This is a genomic window from Citricoccus parietis, assembly GCF_042433045.1.
Taxonomy (GTDB): domain Bacteria; phylum Actinomycetota; class Actinomycetes; order Actinomycetales; family Micrococcaceae; genus Citricoccus; species Citricoccus parietis.
On record NZ_JBHLWH010000042.1, the window covers coordinates 115,154 to 131,372 of the forward strand.

The 16,219-nt window shown below is 67.7% G+C and carries 14 protein-coding genes; 10 read left to right on the forward strand and 4 right to left on the reverse strand.

Annotation, left to right across the window (positions count from 1 at the left end; genetic code table 11):
* Positions 1 to 11 precede the first annotated feature (11 nt).
* Positions 12 to 893 (reverse strand): fumarylacetoacetate hydrolase family protein, encoded by an 882-nt coding sequence (locus tag ACFFIO_RS14645; protein WP_378042928.1) that lies wholly within the window; start codon positions 891 to 893, stop codon positions 12 to 14.
* Positions 890 to 1,957 (reverse strand): cupin domain-containing protein, encoded by a 1,068-nt coding sequence (locus ACFFIO_RS14650; RefSeq protein ID WP_378042929.1) that lies wholly within the window; start codon positions 1,955 to 1,957, stop codon positions 890 to 892. Before ACFFIO_RS14650 ends, ACFFIO_RS14645 begins: the two co-directional genes overlap by 4 nt.
* 311 nt (positions 1,958 to 2,268) lie before the next feature.
* Between ACFFIO_RS14650 and ACFFIO_RS14655 the strand changes: the two genes are divergently transcribed.
* Entirely contained in the window at positions 2,269 to 3,912 is a 1,644-nt protein-coding gene (locus ACFFIO_RS14655) for an FAD-dependent oxidoreductase (RefSeq protein ID WP_378042931.1), read from the forward strand.
* 94 nt (positions 3,913 to 4,006) lie between these two features.
* On the opposite strand, the gene ACFFIO_RS14660 is transcribed toward ACFFIO_RS14655, so the two are convergent.
* Positions 4,007 to 4,789, reverse strand: coding sequence for a FadR/GntR family transcriptional regulator (locus ACFFIO_RS14660; protein WP_378042933.1), 783 nt, complete (start codon positions 4,787 to 4,789; stop codon positions 4,007 to 4,009).
* Positions 4,790 to 4,884: 95 nt separating this feature from the next.
* Positions 4,885 to 5,535: a TetR family transcriptional regulator gene (locus ACFFIO_RS14665; protein WP_378042935.1), complete on the reverse strand. Its 651-nt coding sequence runs from the start codon at positions 5,533 to 5,535 to the stop codon at positions 4,885 to 4,887.
* Between the two features lie 114 nt (positions 5,536 to 5,649).
* Between ACFFIO_RS14665 and ACFFIO_RS14670 the strand changes: the two genes are divergently transcribed.
* The 9 genes from ACFFIO_RS14670 to ACFFIO_RS14710 all read left to right on the forward strand — a co-directional run bounded on the left by ACFFIO_RS14670 (position 5,650) and on the right by ACFFIO_RS14710 (position 16,186).
* Positions 5,650 to 7,242 (forward strand): carboxyl transferase domain-containing protein, encoded by a 1,593-nt coding sequence (locus tag ACFFIO_RS14670; protein WP_378042936.1) that lies wholly within the window; start codon positions 5,650 to 5,652, stop codon positions 7,240 to 7,242.
* 53 nt (positions 7,243 to 7,295) lie between these two features.
* A complete protein-coding gene (locus tag ACFFIO_RS14675) occupies positions 7,296 to 9,377 on the forward strand; it encodes an acetyl/propionyl/methylcrotonyl-CoA carboxylase subunit alpha (RefSeq protein ID WP_378042938.1) in 2,082 nt (693 codons plus the stop codon).
* Positions 9,374 to 9,934: a MaoC family dehydratase gene (locus ACFFIO_RS14680; RefSeq protein WP_378042939.1), complete on the forward strand. Its 561-nt coding sequence runs from the start codon at positions 9,374 to 9,376 to the stop codon at positions 9,932 to 9,934. Before ACFFIO_RS14675 ends, ACFFIO_RS14680 begins: the two co-directional genes overlap by 4 nt.
* Positions 9,931 to 10,761, forward strand: a complete 831-nt coding sequence (locus tag ACFFIO_RS14685; RefSeq protein ID WP_378042941.1) for an HpcH/HpaI aldolase/citrate lyase family protein — start codon at positions 9,931 to 9,933, stop codon at positions 10,759 to 10,761. Before ACFFIO_RS14680 ends, ACFFIO_RS14685 begins: the two co-directional genes overlap by 4 nt.
* Before the next feature lie 311 nt (positions 10,762 to 11,072).
* Positions 11,073 to 11,966, forward strand: coding sequence for a response regulator transcription factor (locus tag ACFFIO_RS14690; RefSeq protein WP_378042943.1), 894 nt, complete (start codon positions 11,073 to 11,075; stop codon positions 11,964 to 11,966).
* A gap of 109 nt (positions 11,967 to 12,075) precedes the next feature.
* Positions 12,076 to 13,398: a cytochrome P450 gene (locus ACFFIO_RS14695; protein ID WP_378042945.1), complete on the forward strand. Its 1,323-nt coding sequence runs from the start codon at positions 12,076 to 12,078 to the stop codon at positions 13,396 to 13,398.
* Positions 13,395 to 14,645, forward strand: coding sequence for an NAD(P)/FAD-dependent oxidoreductase (locus tag ACFFIO_RS14700; protein WP_378042947.1), 1,251 nt, complete (start codon positions 13,395 to 13,397; stop codon positions 14,643 to 14,645). Before ACFFIO_RS14695 ends, ACFFIO_RS14700 begins: the two co-directional genes overlap by 4 nt.
* A gap of 73 nt (positions 14,646 to 14,718) precedes the next feature.
* Complete coding sequence (locus ACFFIO_RS14705) at positions 14,719 to 15,039, forward strand: 2Fe-2S iron-sulfur cluster-binding protein (RefSeq protein ID WP_159548366.1); 321 nt, start codon at positions 14,719 to 14,721, stop codon at positions 15,037 to 15,039.
* Positions 15,040 to 15,082: 43 nt separating this feature from the next.
* Positions 15,083 to 16,186 (forward strand): NAD(P)-dependent alcohol dehydrogenase, encoded by a 1,104-nt coding sequence (locus ACFFIO_RS14710; RefSeq protein ID WP_378042948.1) that lies wholly within the window; start codon positions 15,083 to 15,085, stop codon positions 16,184 to 16,186.
* Positions 16,187 to 16,219 lie beyond the last annotated feature (33 nt).

Here is a 16,219-nt window from a genome sequence, read left to right on the forward strand (position 1 = left end):
CGGTGCTGGGATCAGAACGGACGTGGCGAGACCGCTGCCTCGCGGACGTCCAAGGCCATGCTGCCGATTCGGTCGATACCGATCTCCACGGTATCGCCAGCCTTCAGCGGGCCGACGCCCTTGGGCGTGCCGGAGGCGATGACATCGCCGGGCTTGAGCTCGACGACCGAGGAGATCAGTTCGATGGCCTCGGGGATCCCCAGGATCATGTCCCCGATGCGGGCGCTCTGCCGCTCCTCGCCGTTGACGAGGAGGCGGGATGTCATCTCGGTGGTGTCCCCGACCTCGTCGGCCGTCACCAACCAGGGCCCGACCGGCGTGAAGGTGGAGAAGGACTTGCGCAGGGAGCGGTCCTCCTCGAATTCTCCCGGTTCGATCCGCATGGTCAGGTCGATCAGGCAGGAGTAGCCGAAGACGTGCTCCAGAGCCTGGTCCCGGGGAATGTTCCGCCCGCCCGTCCCGATGACCACGGCCAACTCGCACTCATGGTCGAAACGGCGATTGGATCCGGCGGGCAGCTCGATGGGGTCACCGGCACCGCTGACGGAACCGGCGGCCTTGAGGAAGAACCCCACCTGGCGTGCCGTGCGGCCCCCTGTGGTGATCGATCGCTTGCCGATCTCCCCGAGGTGGGCATGGTAGTTGGCCGGGATGGCAAACACCTGCGGCGGGGCCGGGGTCGCGGCTCGGAGAGTGACCTCGGACAGGGGCCGGCCCGGTCCGGTCACCGATGCGGGGATCTGTCCCGCAATGGTGTCCCAATTGCGGATGAGCCACGTCATCCGCTGTTCCGGCCATTCGTCGAACGTGGCCGGGACCAGCTCGGTGATGTCATGGACGGATGCTTCCTGGACCAGGCCGAGGCGCCAGTCGTCAAAGACCGCTAGCCTCATTTGGCGGTTTCCCCCTCGGTGAGTATCTCCTCGTGGTAGGCATTCAGCATTCGGAAGATGGGGCTGTCGTCCACTCGGAACAGCCGTCCCTCCTCGGTGCCCTCATTGAGGTGGGTGACAGCGGCATAGGGCGGGACCGAGATGAAGTCCCCCTTGCCCCAGTCGAAGCGCTCCCCTTTGACGACCATCGAGGCGCTGCCGCTGAGCGCGTAGTAGACCTTGCTGCCGCTGTGGCGGTGCTGTAGGCCTGTGAATCCCGGGCGCACGATCTGCGACTTCATCGACATCGACGGCAGGGCTGAGCCGCCGCCGGCCGGGTTCTGGTATTCGAGGATCACGTCGTCCACAGGGTCGGGGGCGAGGCCCTTGGCCTTGTCCATGGCGTCGTCCGCCTGGGCCTTGGTGTACACCAGCAGGGGATTGCGCTCGGGGCGCGGTGCCGGACCCACCGGGCGCATCAGCCCGGACCCGAACTCACGCCAAGACTTCTCCGGGACGCTGTTGACGGGCTGCTGGCCCTGCTCGTAGGGGTCGAAGAAAATGTTCTCCAGCTTGCGCATGACGGAGACATCGAGGACATCGAGCCAGATCATGGGCTCGGTTCCCTCATGCACGTGGTCGTGCCACATCCAGTTGGGAGTGAGGACGAGGTCGCCCTCGTTCATCTCATAGTTCTCGCCCTCCACGGTGGTGGTGCAGCCGTTGCCCTGCATGACGAAGCGGAAGGCGTCGGGGGTGTGGCGGTGTGCCGTGGCCACCTCGCCCGGGTTGATGTACTGGATGGACGCCCAAAACGTCGGGGTGGTGCCGTACTCTAGGCCGGGATTGGCCAGGCGCAGGGTGCGCCGGTCGCCGCCGGGCTTAAGGTCGAGCACCTCGCCGAGTTCCTCGAGGTAGGCCTGGAGGTCGGCCCAGCGCCAGTGCATCGGCTGCATCGGGGACTCGGGCGTCCGGGTGAACAGCGGCGGCTCATCTGGCTGGGAAATCTTCAGGCCGTGGAGCGAGAGCCGTTCGCGAAGCCGTGCACGGACTTCCGCGTCAGCGTCGACAACGGTTTCGGACATGGGAATCATCCTCCAGATCGGATTGTCTATAGTGCCTACCTGAAAGGTAGAACCATTTTGATGTTAGGTGCGGCATATCTGTTCGTCAAGGGTTGTCGAAGGAAAGTGCCTGAGGTGTTCGCGCGACCCGGTCATGGTGATGCGTCGCGGCATGCGCGGAACTTGGGCCTTGACAGAGCCAAATGGTTCTACCATATGATTCTCGTCAGGGCCTCCGCTGTGGATGCCCATCGGAGCGTCGTCCGGCGCACAGATTCGCGTTGCGTCAAGGCTTGAAATTGCGGGCGCGCGTCAGGGAGAGGAATGAAGCGATGACTGACAGGATTCCTGTTCTGATTGTCGGCGGAGGCCCGGTGGGTCTCGCGCTGGCGGGCGACCTCGGCTGGCGGGGCATCGAGAGTGTCCTGGTCGAGGCCCGGGGGGAGACGATCTTCCAGCCGAAGATGGACATGGTCGGTATCCGTAGCATGGAGTTCTGCCGGAGGTGGGGAATCGTCGAAGACGTCTACTCGGCCGGCTACAACAGGGACTACATCCAGGACTGTGCGTGGGTCACCGACCTCAACGGCTATGAATTCGGCAGGGAGTTCTTCCCGACTCCGCGTGAGGAGAAGACTCCGCCGCAGAGCCCGCAGCATCGCGAGCGGTGCCCGCAGAACTTCTTCGACCCGGTGCTGAGGAAGTTCGCCCGTTCCACCGGGAAGTCGGAGATCCGCTATCGGACCGAACTGGTGTCCTTCGTGGACCATGGGGATTTCGTCACCGCAACCCTGCGCTCTCGCGAGGACGGGGCGGAATACACCGTGGAGGCGGACTTCATGGTGGGATGCGACGGCGGCGACAGTCGGGTCCGCGAGGACCTCGGGATCGAGATGAGCGGGGAGGGCGCACTGACGTATACCTCCAACGCCATCATCCGCTGCGAGAACCTGGAGTCCCTGCACACGATGGACCCTGCCTACCGCTACATCTTCATCGGGCCGGAGGGCACCTGGGCCACGCTAGTGGCGATCAATGGCCGCGACCAGTGGCGGTTCTCCCTCATCGGGGACGAATCCCAGCGGGAGGTGTCCGAAGAGGAGATGCGGACTGCCATCAACCGGGCCATGGGGCGGGAGTTCGAGTTCGAGATCCTGTCCATCCTGCCCTGGGTCCGTCGCCAGCTCGTCGCCGACCAATACCGCAAGGGCCGGATCTTCATCGCAGGAGACGCCGCGCACCTGACGTCCCCGACTGGCGGGTTCGGCATGAACACCGGCCTGTTGGATGCCGTCAACCTCTCCTGGAAACTGGCGGCCTCGCTCGAGGGGTGGGGCGGGGAGGCCCTGCTGGACAGCTACGAGTATGAACAGCGTCCGGTAGCGATCCGGAACGTCACCGAGGCCGGGGACAACCTCAAACGCATGCTCGGACCCCGCGTGGCCCAGCCCAGGCCTGAGGTGTTCGACGGTGACGGCCCGGAGACGGACGCCGCGCGCCGTGAATACGGCGATGCGTACACCGATGCCATGAAGCGTGAGTGGTTCAGCATCGGGATCCACCTGGGATACGTCTACGAGGGATCCCCCGTCGTTATCCCGGACGGGACGGTCCTGCCCCCGCTGACCGTCCAGAGCCACGAGCAGTCGGCGCGTCCGGGGCACCGTGCGCCCCACGTGTGGCTCGATCCGCAGAGGTCGATCCTGGATGAGTTCGGGCGGGACTACGTCTGCCTGCGCTTCGACCCGAACCTGGACGTCGCCGGCCTGGAGATGGCCGCCGCCGTCGAGGGTATCCCGTTCCGTGTTGTCGATGTGGAGCACCGGGAGGCCGCTGAATTGTATGGGACTCGCCTCGTGCTCGTGCGGCCGGACGGCCAGGTGGCCTGGCGGAGCAATGAGCCCGTGGTTGACGCGGCCGGCATCCTGAGCCGCATCACGGGGGTCACGGAGCAGGCCACGTTGGCCGTGGCTTAATGGCCTGACACTTCTCCCTTGGCAGGGTTCGGCCGCTGATGACCTTGTCGGCGGCCGAACCTGTTGCTCATTGCCCGATGGGTCGAACCTGTGGCTAGTTGGCCAGCGCCTTCTTCTCCTTCTCGGCCAGCCGGTTCTCCACCCGCTTGAGATGGGCCTCCATGTCCGAAGAGGCCTTGTCGACGTCCCCCGCACGCAGGTGCTTGACGAACCGGCGACGCATCCGCGTGACGTCCGTCAGCGGATCGGGACCAAATTTGTTGAGCCTGGCCTGGACGATCTCCGTCAGCGAGTTCATGAGCATGACGAGGACCTCGTTGTGGCTGGCCGCCGCGAGAAGCGAGTAGAAATTGGTGACGCGGACGGTGCGCTGCTCGCCGGGAATGGGTGTGGCCTGCTGATCGAAGGCGACGATGTCATCCTCCATCTTCTGGAGATCCTCCTCGGTGGCGCGGATGGCCGCAAGTCTGATCACGTCGGTGGTCAGCATCACCCTGGCCTCGAACAGGCTCTCCGAAGACAGTGCACCCAAGGACACGAGGTCATTCACGGCCCGTGTCACCACAGACGGATCGCCCTCCCGGATGAAGACCCCTCCGGTCACGCCAGGTCGGGACTCCACCAGTCCGCTCATCTCGAGGCCGCGGAGGGCCTCTCGCACGCTCTGACGGCTGATGCCGAACATCTCTGCCATGTCCCGTTCCGCCGGCAACTTGGATCCGGGGGTCAGATGCCCGGAAGCAACGGCGTCCCGGACCTGCTCTGTGATGTATTCAAAGCCGCGGCGGGTGCGGACCTTGGTGAACAGGTTATTCCCCGTGTTGGCTGCCGTCTGGAATGGGTTGTTCTCCGTTGAGAAGCTGTTGGCGGTGGTCATGTGTTCCCTGTCCCGTTATTGCAGGTCATCATCAGTTGTGGTGTTCCGTCACAGTCTACGGTGGGCTGGCTGATTGGTCGAACCCTTTGATGAATTCAGCCCGTCCGGAGGGTGCTCCCGGTCAATGCGCGGAGTGCCATCCCGGCCAGGACGTCAACGGCGCGTTCGCGCTCCACGGCATCCCCGGTGTGCGCAGAGGCTGGATGGGCGCTGTGGGGAGTGGAGTTCAACAGGCCGAAGGTGCCGAGCAGGCGGATCTGGCGCTCGCCGTCGTCGAGCCCCGGATGGATTGCGGACAGCACGCCGTCCCAGAGCTGGACATACTCTCGCTGAAGCCGGCGCACCTCCTGGTTGCTCTCGGGGGAGAGGGAGGGCAGCTCCCGGTCTTGGATGCGGATGACCTCCGGATCGGTTGTGGCGAACTCCAGGTGGAAATGGACCAGCCGCTGCAGGGTCTGGGTCGGGACGTCGGCCGGAGTTGCCGCCTGGCCGGCGCCGCCTTCCTCGGTCAGGATGGTCCGGCAGCCCGCGAGCAGCCGCTCCGAGGCGTCCACGAGGATTTCGGACAGTAGAGCATCCTTGCTGGGGAAGTGCTTGTAGAGGGCGGGGCCGCTCATCCCCACGGCCTCGCCGAGCTCCGAGGTGGACACGGCGGCGAAGCCGCGCTCGGCGAACAGCCGGGCGGCGGACTCCATCAACGCGGCACGGCGATGGGCCTTCTGCGTGGTCCGCCAGGTTGCCGTCATCGTGCCCCATCCCGTTGTCTCTGATGCCTGTCGAATCCAGCATAGACAACTTCGGTTACTGACCGATAACCTAGTTCTAGTTACTGATTGCTAACCCAAAGGACGGCACTGCCGATGTCAGCGACGTACGAAGACCTGATCGCCGAGCTCCGCGAGCGGCGCGCCGCCGCGGCTCTCGGCGGGCCGGAGCGATCCCGCCTCAAGCACACGGAACGCGGCAAGATGCTGGCCCGGGACCGTGTGGACACTCTGCTGGACGAGGGCAGCCCCTTCCTCGAGGTGGCGCCGTTGGCCGGCTACGACCTCTACGACGGGGCCGCCCCCGCGGCGGGCGTGGTGGCCGGCATCGGCCTGGTGGAGGGCCGCCAGGTGATGATCGTGGCCAACGACGCCACGGTGAAGGGCGGCACCTACTACCCCATCACGGTGAAGAAGCATCTGCGTGCCCAGGAGATCGCCGCCGAGAACCGGTTGCCCTGTCTCTACCTCGTGGACTCCGGCGGGGCCTTCCTGCCGATGCAGGACGAGGTCTTCCCGGACCGGGACCACTTCGGCCGCATCTTCTACAACCAGGCGCGGATGTCCCGGGACGGAATACCCCAGATCGCCGCCGTCATGGGCTCCTCCACCGCCGGCGGCGCCTACGTGCCCGCCATGAGCGATGAGACGGTGATCGTGCGGAACCAGGGCACCATCTTCCTCGGCGGCCCGCCGCTGGTGAAGGCCGCCACCGGCGAGATCGTCACGGCCGAGGACCTCGGTGGCGGCGAGGTGCACTCCAGGGTCTCTGGCGTCACGGACCACCTCGCGGAGAATGACGAGCACGCCCTGCAGATCATTCGGGACATCGTGGCCACGCTCCCGGACACCCCGGCGCTTCCTTACGTTCCGGCGGCCGTGGCGGAGCCAGAGCACTCCCCGGAGTCGCTCACGGACGTGGTGCCGGTGTCCCTGACCACCCCCTATGACGCCCGGGAGATCATCGCCCGCACCATCGACTCCGGCAGCTTCCACGAGTTCAAGGCCGAGTACGGCACCACCCTGGTGACCGGCTTCGCCCGGGTCCACGGACACCGCGTGGGCATCCTGGCCAACAACGGCGTGCTCTTCGCCGAGTCCGCCCTGAAGGGCGCTCACTTCATCGAGCTGTGCGAGCAGCGTCAGATCCCGCTGCTGTTCCTGCAGAACATCGCCGGCTTCATGGTGGGCCGCGAGTACGAGTCCGGCGGCATCGCCAAGCACGGAGCCAAGATGGTCAACGCGGTCGCCACCGCTTCTGTGCCCAAGCTGACCGTCGTCGTCGGTGGCTCCTTCGGGGCCGGCACCTACTCGATGTGCGGGCGGGCCTACTCACCGCGCTTCCTGTGGCTGTGGCCCAACGCCCGGGTCTCCGTGATGGGCGGCCCGCAGGCCGCCTCCGTGCTGTCCACCGTGCGCCGGGACCAGATCGAGGCCGACGGCGGCACGTGGAGCGCCGAGGACCAGGTCGCGTTCGAGGCGCCGACCCGGGAGCAGTACGAACGCCAGGGCAGCCCGTACTACTCAACCGCCCGACTCTGGGACGACGGCATCATCGAGCCGGCCCAGACCCGCGACGTGCTGGGGCTGGCCCTGGACGTCGTCATGCGCGAGCCCTCGGACCGCACCGCACACAGACCCGCCGGCCAGGCGGCCCAGACGTCCTCCTTCGGCGTCTTCAGGATGTGAGCGCCGTGCCCCAGACAGCCACTCCGACAGCGACCCAGACAGGGCCCCAGACCATGTTCAAGACCGTCCTCATCGCCAACCGAGGCGAGATCGCCTGCCGGGTGATCCGCACCCTGCGCTCGATGGGCATCCGCTCCGTGGCGGTGTATTCCGATGCCGACGCCGGCGCCCGACACGTGCGGTTGGCGGACGCGGCCGTGCGGCTGGGCCCGGCCCCCGCGGCCCAGTCCTACCTGGACATCGACGCCGTCCTGGCCGCCGCCCGCTCGACCGGGGCCGAAGCGATCCATCCCGGCTACGGCTTCCTGGCCGAGAACGCCGCCTTCGCCCAGGCCTGCGCGGAGGCCGGGATCGTGTTCATCGGGCCCGAGGCGGAGTCCATCCGGGTGATGGGGGACAAGATCACCGCCAAGAACGCCGTCGAGGCGCGCGGTGTGCCGACCGTCCCGGGCATCGCGAAGCCGGGGATGGACAACGACGCCCTAACCGCCGCGGCGCCCGGAATCGGCTACCCGCTGCTCATCAAGCCCTCCGCCGGCGGCGGCGGCAAGGGCATGCACGTGGTGGAGGCCGAGGACCAGCTCGCCACCTCCCTGGACGCCGCCCGGCGCGAGGCCGCCGCGAGCTTCGGGGACGACACGCTGTTCCTGGAGCGGTATGTCACCACGCCGCGGCACATCGAGGTGCAGGTCCTGGCCGATGCCCACGGCCACGTGATCCACCTCGGTGAACGCGAATGCTCGCTGCAGCGCCGCCACCAAAAGGTGATCGAGGAGGCCCCCTCGCCCCTGCTGGATGAGGCCACCCGGGCCCGCATCGGTGAGGCCGCCTGCGAGACGGCACGCTCCGTGGGCTACCGCGGGGCCGGCACCGTGGAGTTCATCGTCCCCGCTGACTCCCCGGACGAGTTCTTCTTCATGGAGATGAACACCCGCCTGCAGGTCGAGCACCCGGTGACCGAGGAGATCACAGGCGTGGACCTCGTGGAGCAGCAGCTGCGGATCGCCGCCGGCCAGGTGCTCGAGCTGGACCAGGAGGACATCGTCCTGGACGGTCACTCGATCGAGACCCGCATCTACGCCGAGGATCCCTCCGCCGGCTTCCTGCCGACCGGCGGGCTCGTGGAGCACGTGCGCCACCCCGAGGGGGAGGGCGTCCGCGTGGACACGGCGCTGGAGGACGGGTTGAGCGTCTCCATCGACTACGACCCGATGCTCGCCAAGGTCATCACCTGGGGCCGGGACCGTGAGGAGGCCCGGGCCCGCATGGTCGCGGCGCTGGAGAACACGGCGGTGGTCGGCTTCACGACCAACGTCGAGTTCCTGCGTGCACTGCTGGAGCTGCCGGCCGTCATCGCCGGTGACCTGGACACCGGCCTGATCGCTCGCGAGTTCGACTCGATCAGGTTCGCCGAGCCAGGGAAGCGGGAGTTCCGGGAGGCCGCACTGCTGATGGACGCCGCCCGCGGCTCCTCCACCGACCCGTGGCGCCGCCGCGACGGCTGGCGACTGGGCGCCCCGGCACCCCGGCGCTTCCCCTTGGTGGCGGCGGACGGCACCACCCGGATGGTCTTGCTCTCCGGCACCGTGGACGCCCCCGCCGTCGTCGCCGAGGGTGACGCCGGCGTCACCGCGGATGCCAACACGGGGCCCGACGTCGGCCGGTCCGGGTCCCTGCCCGCGTTCGTCAAGCGCCGGGGGCAGGACGTGACCGTCACGATCGGCGGCGTCGGGCGCAGCTTCACGGCCGTCGTCGGGCCCGAGGGGGTCCAGCTCACCAGGCTGGGAGCCCTCTTCGACATCCGCCGGGTGCGCGCCGATCACAGCATCCAGGGGGAGGCCGAGTCCAACCCGACCCTGACCTCGCCGATGCCCGGCACCGTGCTGCTGACGCCGGTGGCGGACGGCGACGTGGTGTCCGAGGGGGATGCGGTGCTCGTGGTCGAGGCCATGAAGATGGAACACGTCATCCGCGCCACGGTGGCCGGCACGGTCGCGCTGCATGCCGCGGTGGGGGACGCCGTTTCCCGGGGCCAGGTGCTCGCGGTGATCACGCCCGCTGGGACCGAGCCCGACGACGAGGGCGCGGCCCGGAACGACAACGCGAACGACCGCGAGGGCGAGGGGGCCGCATGAGCGAGAAGCGCATCATCCAGCGAGGGTTGTACTTCGACGAGATGGAAGAGGGCGCTGTCTACGCGCACAGCCCCGGCCGGACGGTGACCGAGGCGGACAACGTCCTGTTCACCACCCAGACCATGAACACCCAGTCCCTGCACCTGGATGCGGCGTGGTCCGCGGACACCGAGTTCGGCGAACCGCTGGTCAACAGCATGTTCACCCTCTCCACGCTGGTCGGGCTGTCCGTGGCGCAGCTGACCCAGGGGACCATCGTGGCCAACCTCGGCTTCAGTGAGGTGAGGTTCCCGGCCCCGATGCGGCACGGGGACACGATGTACGCGGAGACTCTGATCGCGGGCAAGCGGCGCTCGCAGTCCCGCCCACACCAGGGGATCGTGGAGTTCCACCACACAGCACGCAACCAGGACGGGGTGGTGGTTGCCGTGGCGAAGCGCTCCACGCTGATGCAGGTCTCGCCGGAGGCGCTCGCAACGGAGGGCGCCGGGGAAGGCGCCGCGGAATGCGCCTGGGGAGCGGCCGCCGAACGGCCGACGTCGGGCGGTGCGGCATGACCGCTGCCGACCTGATCCCGGGCCCGTCCATCCTGTTCTGTCCCGCTGACCGTCCGGACCGCTATTCCAAGGCGGCCGCCGCGGCGGACGGCGTCATCCTCGACCTCGAGGACGCCGTCGCCCCGGCAGGCAAGGCGGCGGCGCGGGGGCACGTGGCCGCCTCCACGCTCGACCCGGCGACCACCATCGTGCGGGTCAACCCGGTGGGCGATGAGACGGCGGAGGAACACCGATTGGACCTGGCGGCCCTCGACGGCGGCCGGTACCGGACGCTGATGGTCGCCAAGGTGGAGGACCCGGCCCAACTGGACCACCTCCACGAGGCCGGATACCGGGTCATCGCCCTGTGCGAGACCGCGGCCGGGGTGGAGCGTGCCTTCGAGATCGGCCGGCACCCGGCCGTCGTCGCGCTGATGTGGGGTGCCGAGGACCTGGTCGCCTCCATGGCGGGCAAGTCCAGCCGCTTTGCCGAGGGGCCGCGCGTCGGGCAGTACCGCGAGGTGGCCCGGTACGCGCGCTCGCGGGTGCTGGTAGCCGCCAACGCCGCCGGGAAGGTCGCAGTGGACACGGTGTTCATGGACATCGGCGACCTGGAGGGGCTGCGCTTCGAGGCCGAGGACGCGGTGGCCTCGGGTTTCGCCGCGAGCGCGTGCATCCACCCCTCCCAGTCGGGGGTAATCCGGCAGGCCTATGCCCCGAGCGCCGAGGAGAAGGAGTGGGCGGCGTCCGTGCTGGCCGAGGCCACGGTGCAACCGGGAGTCTTCCGGTTCCAGGGCCGCATGGTGGACGAACCGATCCTGCGGCAGGCGCGGCGGATCGTGGGGTAGGCCCCTCCCGGCTCAGTCGATCTAGATCCTGACCGGGTCGGGTGATCCTTGACGGTCGTCGAGGTGACATCTATGGTCAGTCCATTCTGGTGTGCTCTCGATGTGGATGTGAGTGCATTGACGTGCGTCTCTTCGTCCGGAGACGGTGATGCCGGGAGGCGGTAGTGCCTGAATCTGCCCAGGAACTCACTGAGCATGCCCATCGCATCCTGGAGCTGGTGGGTCATCTCAGCCGTCGTTCCTACCAACGGGTCGATGTGGGGGACCGCCTGCCCGCCCTGGATGCAGCGCTTGCTCGGGCGGAGGCGGTGGTGCGCGGCCTGGCCAACCGGGCCAAAAGGGCGTCGAGCCCGGTGCCGCCCATTGGGGTGATGGATCTCTTCGCCCTGCTGGCCGATCTCGGCGACCTCAGGAATCGCCTGCTCATGCACCAGCTGTCTGGTCGGCATGAGGTGATTCACCGGATGAACGCGGCGCTGGGCAGGCTGCGATCGGCGGAGACGGTGCAGGAGTTCGTCGACCAGGTGCCCGTGGAGGTCGTGAATCTGGGGTATGTCCGTTCCCTCTATTCCTCGGCGGAGAGCATGCAATGGATCGCCCGGTCCGCGCACTCGACCCAAGGCCCAGAGGAGAGCCTTCTCCTGCTGGAGGCGGGGCAGCAGGATCCTCTGCGTGATATCCACGACCTGTTTGAGGCAGAGATGGTCCGGGAGTGTCAGCCCATCCTTCGCCATGGGATCCGGAAGAGTCGGCGGGTCCACCCGGAGATCATCAAGGTCACCGAATCTGATTCCTATGTAGCATCACCTCTCGTCCTGGACGGACTGGTCAAGGCCTTCGTCAGCGTGGACGTCAATGCCGACAGCGGTACTGTCGACGCGTTCGACATGGAGCTGATGGGGCTGTTCACCACCGGCGCTGCGATCGCGCTGGACCGGCTCGGGGCCCCACGTCACCTCAGCTCGGTGGTCGGTGCTGAGCGGGCTATCGGGGCCGGATCGGGCGGGGGAGGTGGCATGCCTCCGGATCTGACGCGGCGCGAGCTGGAGATTCTCGGGTTGGTGGCTGAGGGCCTGTCCAATGCGGCCATCGCCCAGCGGCTCGTCATCAGCGAGGGGACCGCCAAGACGCATGTGAAGAACATCCTGCGGAAGCTGGGTGCCTCGAACCGCACCCAGGCGGCCGCATTCCTGCGGCGGGGCTGACTCCGCCACGGAGGCATCAAGTCTTCCTGGGGAGAGATACCCCTTTCGGGAGATGTGAGCCGCATCACAGTAAACCTAGATTGGGGGACACCCAACCTAGGAGGAAACGATGAGCGTCACCCAGGATTCCCCGGACACGCTGGTTCCCGAGCACATCGCACGCCAGGTCGTCACACCGAAGGGCCACCGCGACGACGAGGCCCTCTTCGAGGCCTACCGGTGGTTGCGTGACAACGCCCCGCTCGCCAAGGTCCACGTCGAGGGCTACGACCCTCTCTGGCTGCTCACCAAGCACGCGGACATCATGGAGGTCGAGCGCCAGCCGCAGATCTTCTCCAACGGCGGGCCGGAGATCGGCTCCCACAACCCCAACCTCGGCAGCCAGGCCGACGACGCCTTCCACCGGCAGCTCACCGGGGGCAGCCTGCGGGTGATCGACTCGCTCACCTACCTCGACCCGCCCGAGCACACCATGGTCCGTGACATCGCCGCCGACTGGTTCCGCCCCGTCATGTTGAAGAAGTGGGAGGACGAGATCCGCGTCCTGGCCCGAGAGGCCATCGAGAAGCGGCTGCGCACCGGGGTCAATGAACTGGACTTCGTCAAGGAGTTCACGGTCTACTACCCCCTGCACGTCATCATGACCCTGTTCGGCGTGCCACCCGAGGATGAGCCCCGCATGATGGCGCTGACCCAGGACTTCTTCGGCACCGCCGACCCGGACGCCCAGCGCGAGGACGTGGAGCCGCTGTCCCCGGGGGCCGCGGCAGAGCAGTTCTCGGCAGCGATCCAGGACTTCTACGCCTACTTCGACCGGTTGATCGAGGACCGCCGGGCCGAGCCCCGGGACGACCTCGCGTCCATCATCGCCAACGCCCGCGCGGAGGACGGCGAGTACTTCGCCCGCAGCTACGCCTACGGCTGGTTCATCGCCATCGCCACCGCGGGCCACGACACGACGTCGAGCACCCTGGCCACCTGCCTCGAGGCGCTCGCCGAGAACCCCGACCAGCTGGCCGCCGTGCAGGCAGACCCATCGCGGATCCCGGACCTGGTCAACGAGTCGCTGCGCTGGGCCTCGCCCGTCAAGCAGTTCACCCGGATGGCGCTGGAACCCTACGAGCTGCGGGGGCAGAAGATCGAGGCCGGGGACCGCCTGGTGACCCTCTACCAGTCGGCGAACCGGGATGAGGACATCTTCGAGGATCCCTACGCCTTCCGCTACGACCGCAAGCCGAACAAGCACATCGCCTTCGGCTACGGCCCCCACATGTGCATCGGCCAGCACCTGGCCAAGATGGAGCTGCGGGTCATGCTCGAGGAACTGCTGCCTCGCATCACGTCCCTGCAGCTGACGGGGGAGCGCAAGGTCGTCCAGACCAACTTCGTGGGCGGGCTCAAGAACCGCCCACTGGTCCTGGAGCTGTCATGAGCCCCCGCAAGGTCGTGGTGGTGGGTGCCGGCCACGCCGGCGGCACCTTCGTGGCGCTGCTGCGCCGGGAGGGCTTCGACGGGGAGATCGTCATGGTGGGCACGGAGGTCCACGCCCCGTACCACCGGCCGCCGCTGTCCAAGTCCTTCGGCGTGGCCGGCGATGGGGAGGACTGGGGCGGGCCCGCGAAGTGGCTCTATGACCCGGCCTTCTACCAGGAGCAGGGGATCGATCTCCACCTGAGCGAGACCGTCACCTCCATGGATCGCGGCAGCCGCTCGGTCACCCTGAGCGATGGAGCCGTCCTCGACTACGACGTGCTCGTGTTGGCCACCGGTGCCGAACCCCGCCGCCTTGGCCTCCTGGGTGAGGACCTGGAGGGGATCCACACCCTCCGGGACGTCGGCGACGCCGTACGGCTGGACGAAGCCATCACCTCGGGCCGGCCGCTGGCGATCGTCGGCGGCGGCTATATCGGCCTGGAGGTCGCCGCGGCGGCCAGGGTGCACGGCGTGGACGTGACCGTGATCGAACGCGAGGACCGCCTCCTCGCCAGGGTCGCGAGCCCGGCGCTCTCCGAGATGCTCTCCGAACATCACCTCACCAGTGGCACTACGATCCTCACCGGGGCACAGACCGTCGGGTACGTGTGCGACGCCGGCCGGGTCGGCGGGGTGCGCCTGGCCGATGGTACGGTCATCCCCTGCGGCACCGTCCTCGTCGGAGCCGGGGCCGTGCCCCGACAGGCCCTCGCGGAGCAGGCCGGGCTGGAGTGCGGCAACGGCATCATGGTCGACGCGCGGTGCCGCACCTCCGACGAGTCGATCCTGGCGATCGGTGACGTCACTAACCGACCGGTGGACGGCTTGGAGATGATGGACGGTCGCATGCGGGTGGAGAGTATCCCCAGCGCGGTCGACCAGGCCAGGCACGCCGTCGACGTGGTCCTCGACCGCCCGGCGCAGAACCATGAGGTCCCGTGGTTCTGGTCCGACCAGTTCGACCTGAAGATCAAGATCGCCGGGATCGTCCATGGTGACTACGAGACGGTCCAGCGCGGGGATCCGGCGCGTGGGGGATTCGCCCTCTACCACCTGCGCCAGGGTCGACTGGTGGCCGCGGAGACCGTCAACGCACCGAAGGACTTCATGGTCGCCAAGCGGATGCTGTCCACCGGGTGCCCTGTCGAAGCCGAGGCTCTGCGTGACCCCGAGGCGGATCTGAAGCTCCTCCTCGCCGCCGCCTGATCCTGAAACCGGCGGTCGCCCGTCCTACAGAAGTCAATCCTCGAGTCATCGAGATACCCAGAAAGTGAATTCCATGCCCACCATCACCTATGTCCTCCCAGACGGTACCGAACAGCAGATGGACGTCCCCTGCGGGCAGTCCGTGATGGACGGTTCGGTGCGCAACAACCTCCCCGGCATCGTGGCCGAGTGCGGCGGCAGCTGCTCCTGCGCTACATGTCACGTCTTCCTTGAGCACGCCCCGGACGGCGCATTCGACGAACCCATGACGGAGGAGACCGACCTCGTGGAGTTCCTCGAGGACGCCGCACCGAACTCCCGGCTCTCGTGCCAGCTCATCGTCTCCGAGAACGCAGACGGCGCCCGCGTGCGCGTGTCCACAGCCAACGGCTGACCTCTCCCGCCCCATCCCCTCATCTCACCGTCAAGGAGCAACCATGAAAACCACCGCAGCCGTCCTCGAAGCCCAGGGCAGCTACTTCACCCTGCAGGAGATCACCATCTCGGATCCCGGGCCCGGTGAGGTCCTCTTCGAGGTGGCCGGGGTCGGCCTCTGCCATACCGACCTGGCTGTGCGGGAGGGGCACCTGCCGTTCCCCTTCCCGGGCGTCGTCGGGCACGAGGGCAGCGGCACTGTGGTCGCCGTGGGCGAGGGCGTCACCAAGGTTGCCGTCGGAGACCGGATCGCCGCGAGCTTCAACAGCTGCGGCCAGTGCTCGCAGTGTGCCGCCAATCAGCCCGCCTACTGCGTGGAGTTCATGGAGCGGAACTTCGGCGGTACCCGTGCGGACGGCACCAGCGCGCTGCGCGCCGGTGATCAGCAGGTCGGGTCGAACTTCTTCGGCCAGTCCTCCTTCGCCCGGCACGCGATCGCACACGAGCGAAATGTGGTGCCGGTTCCCGAGTCCGTCCCCCTGGAGCTGGCCGGGCCGCTGGGCTGTGGTGTGCAGACCGGGGCCGGAGCCGTCCTTCGGTCCTTGGACTGCGAACCGGGGTCGTCCCTGTTGGTGACCGGCGGCGGGCCCGTCGGCCTCTCCGGTGTCCTCGGGGCGGTGGCGCGTGGGGTGAAGACCATCATCGTCTCCGAGCCGATGGCCTCCCGGCGGGAGTTGGCGCTCTCGCTCGGGGCGACCCACGCCGTCGACCCGCTGGCCCGGCCCCTGTCCGAGCAGGTCCGGGAGATCCTGCCGGAGGGAGTGCGTTATGTGCTGGACACCACGGCTATCGTGCCCGTGGTCACCGAGATCATCGCGTCCATGGGGCAGCGAGGACATCTGGGCATGGTCGGGGTCCCCTCAGACCCCGCGGCCGCGCTGAACGTCAATCTGCTGGAGATGCAGGCTCGCGGACTGAGCTTCACCGGCATCGTTGAGGGCGACAGCGACCCGGCCTCCTTCATCCCCGAACTGATCGGCCTGTACGAACAGGGTCGGTTCCCGTTCGACCGAATGATCACCACCTTGCCGTTCGAGCAGATCAACGAGGCTGTCGCCGCCCAGGCCAGAGGTGACGCCGTCAAAGTCGTCCTCGTCCACAGCTGAGTCACCCACTGAGCACCCACCAAGGAGAACACC

Bases quoted from the DNA above. Each gene is read 5' to 3' on its own strand.
- ACFFIO_RS14710 (WP_378042948.1), top strand. From the start codon at position 15,083: ATGAAAACCACCGCAGCCGTCCTCGAAGCCCAGGGCAGCTACTTCACC.
- ACFFIO_RS14680 (WP_378042939.1), top strand. From the start codon at position 9,374: ATGAGCGAGAAGCGCATCATCCAGCGAGGGTTGTACTTCGACGAGATG.
- ACFFIO_RS14705 (WP_159548366.1), top strand. From the start codon at position 14,719: ATGCCCACCATCACCTATGTCCTCCCAGACGGTACCGAACAGCAGATG.
- ACFFIO_RS14645 (WP_378042928.1), bottom strand. From the start codon at position 893: ATGAGGCTAGCGGTCTTTGACGACTGGCGCCTCGGCCTGGTCCAGGAA.
- ACFFIO_RS14670 (WP_378042936.1), top strand. From the start codon at position 5,650: ATGTCAGCGACGTACGAAGACCTGATCGCCGAGCTCCGCGAGCGGCGC.
- ACFFIO_RS14660 (WP_378042933.1), bottom strand. From the start codon at position 4,789: ATGACCACCGCCAACAGCTTCTCAACGGAGAACAACCCATTCCAGACG.
- ACFFIO_RS14650 (WP_378042929.1), bottom strand. From the start codon at position 1,957: ATGTCCGAAACCGTTGTCGACGCTGACGCGGAAGTCCGTGCACGGCTT.
- ACFFIO_RS14655 (WP_378042931.1), top strand. From the start codon at position 2,269: ATGACTGACAGGATTCCTGTTCTGATTGTCGGCGGAGGCCCGGTGGGT.
- ACFFIO_RS14675 (WP_378042938.1), top strand. From the start codon at position 7,296: ATGTTCAAGACCGTCCTCATCGCCAACCGAGGCGAGATCGCCTGCCGG.
- ACFFIO_RS14685 (WP_378042941.1), top strand. From the start codon at position 9,931: ATGACCGCTGCCGACCTGATCCCGGGCCCGTCCATCCTGTTCTGTCCC.
- ACFFIO_RS14665 (WP_378042935.1), bottom strand. From the start codon at position 5,535: ATGACGGCAACCTGGCGGACCACGCAGAAGGCCCATCGCCGTGCCGCG.
- ACFFIO_RS14700 (WP_378042947.1), top strand. From the start codon at position 13,395: ATGAGCCCCCGCAAGGTCGTGGTGGTGGGTGCCGGCCACGCCGGCGGC.
- ACFFIO_RS14695 (WP_378042945.1), top strand. From the start codon at position 12,076: ATGAGCGTCACCCAGGATTCCCCGGACACGCTGGTTCCCGAGCACATC.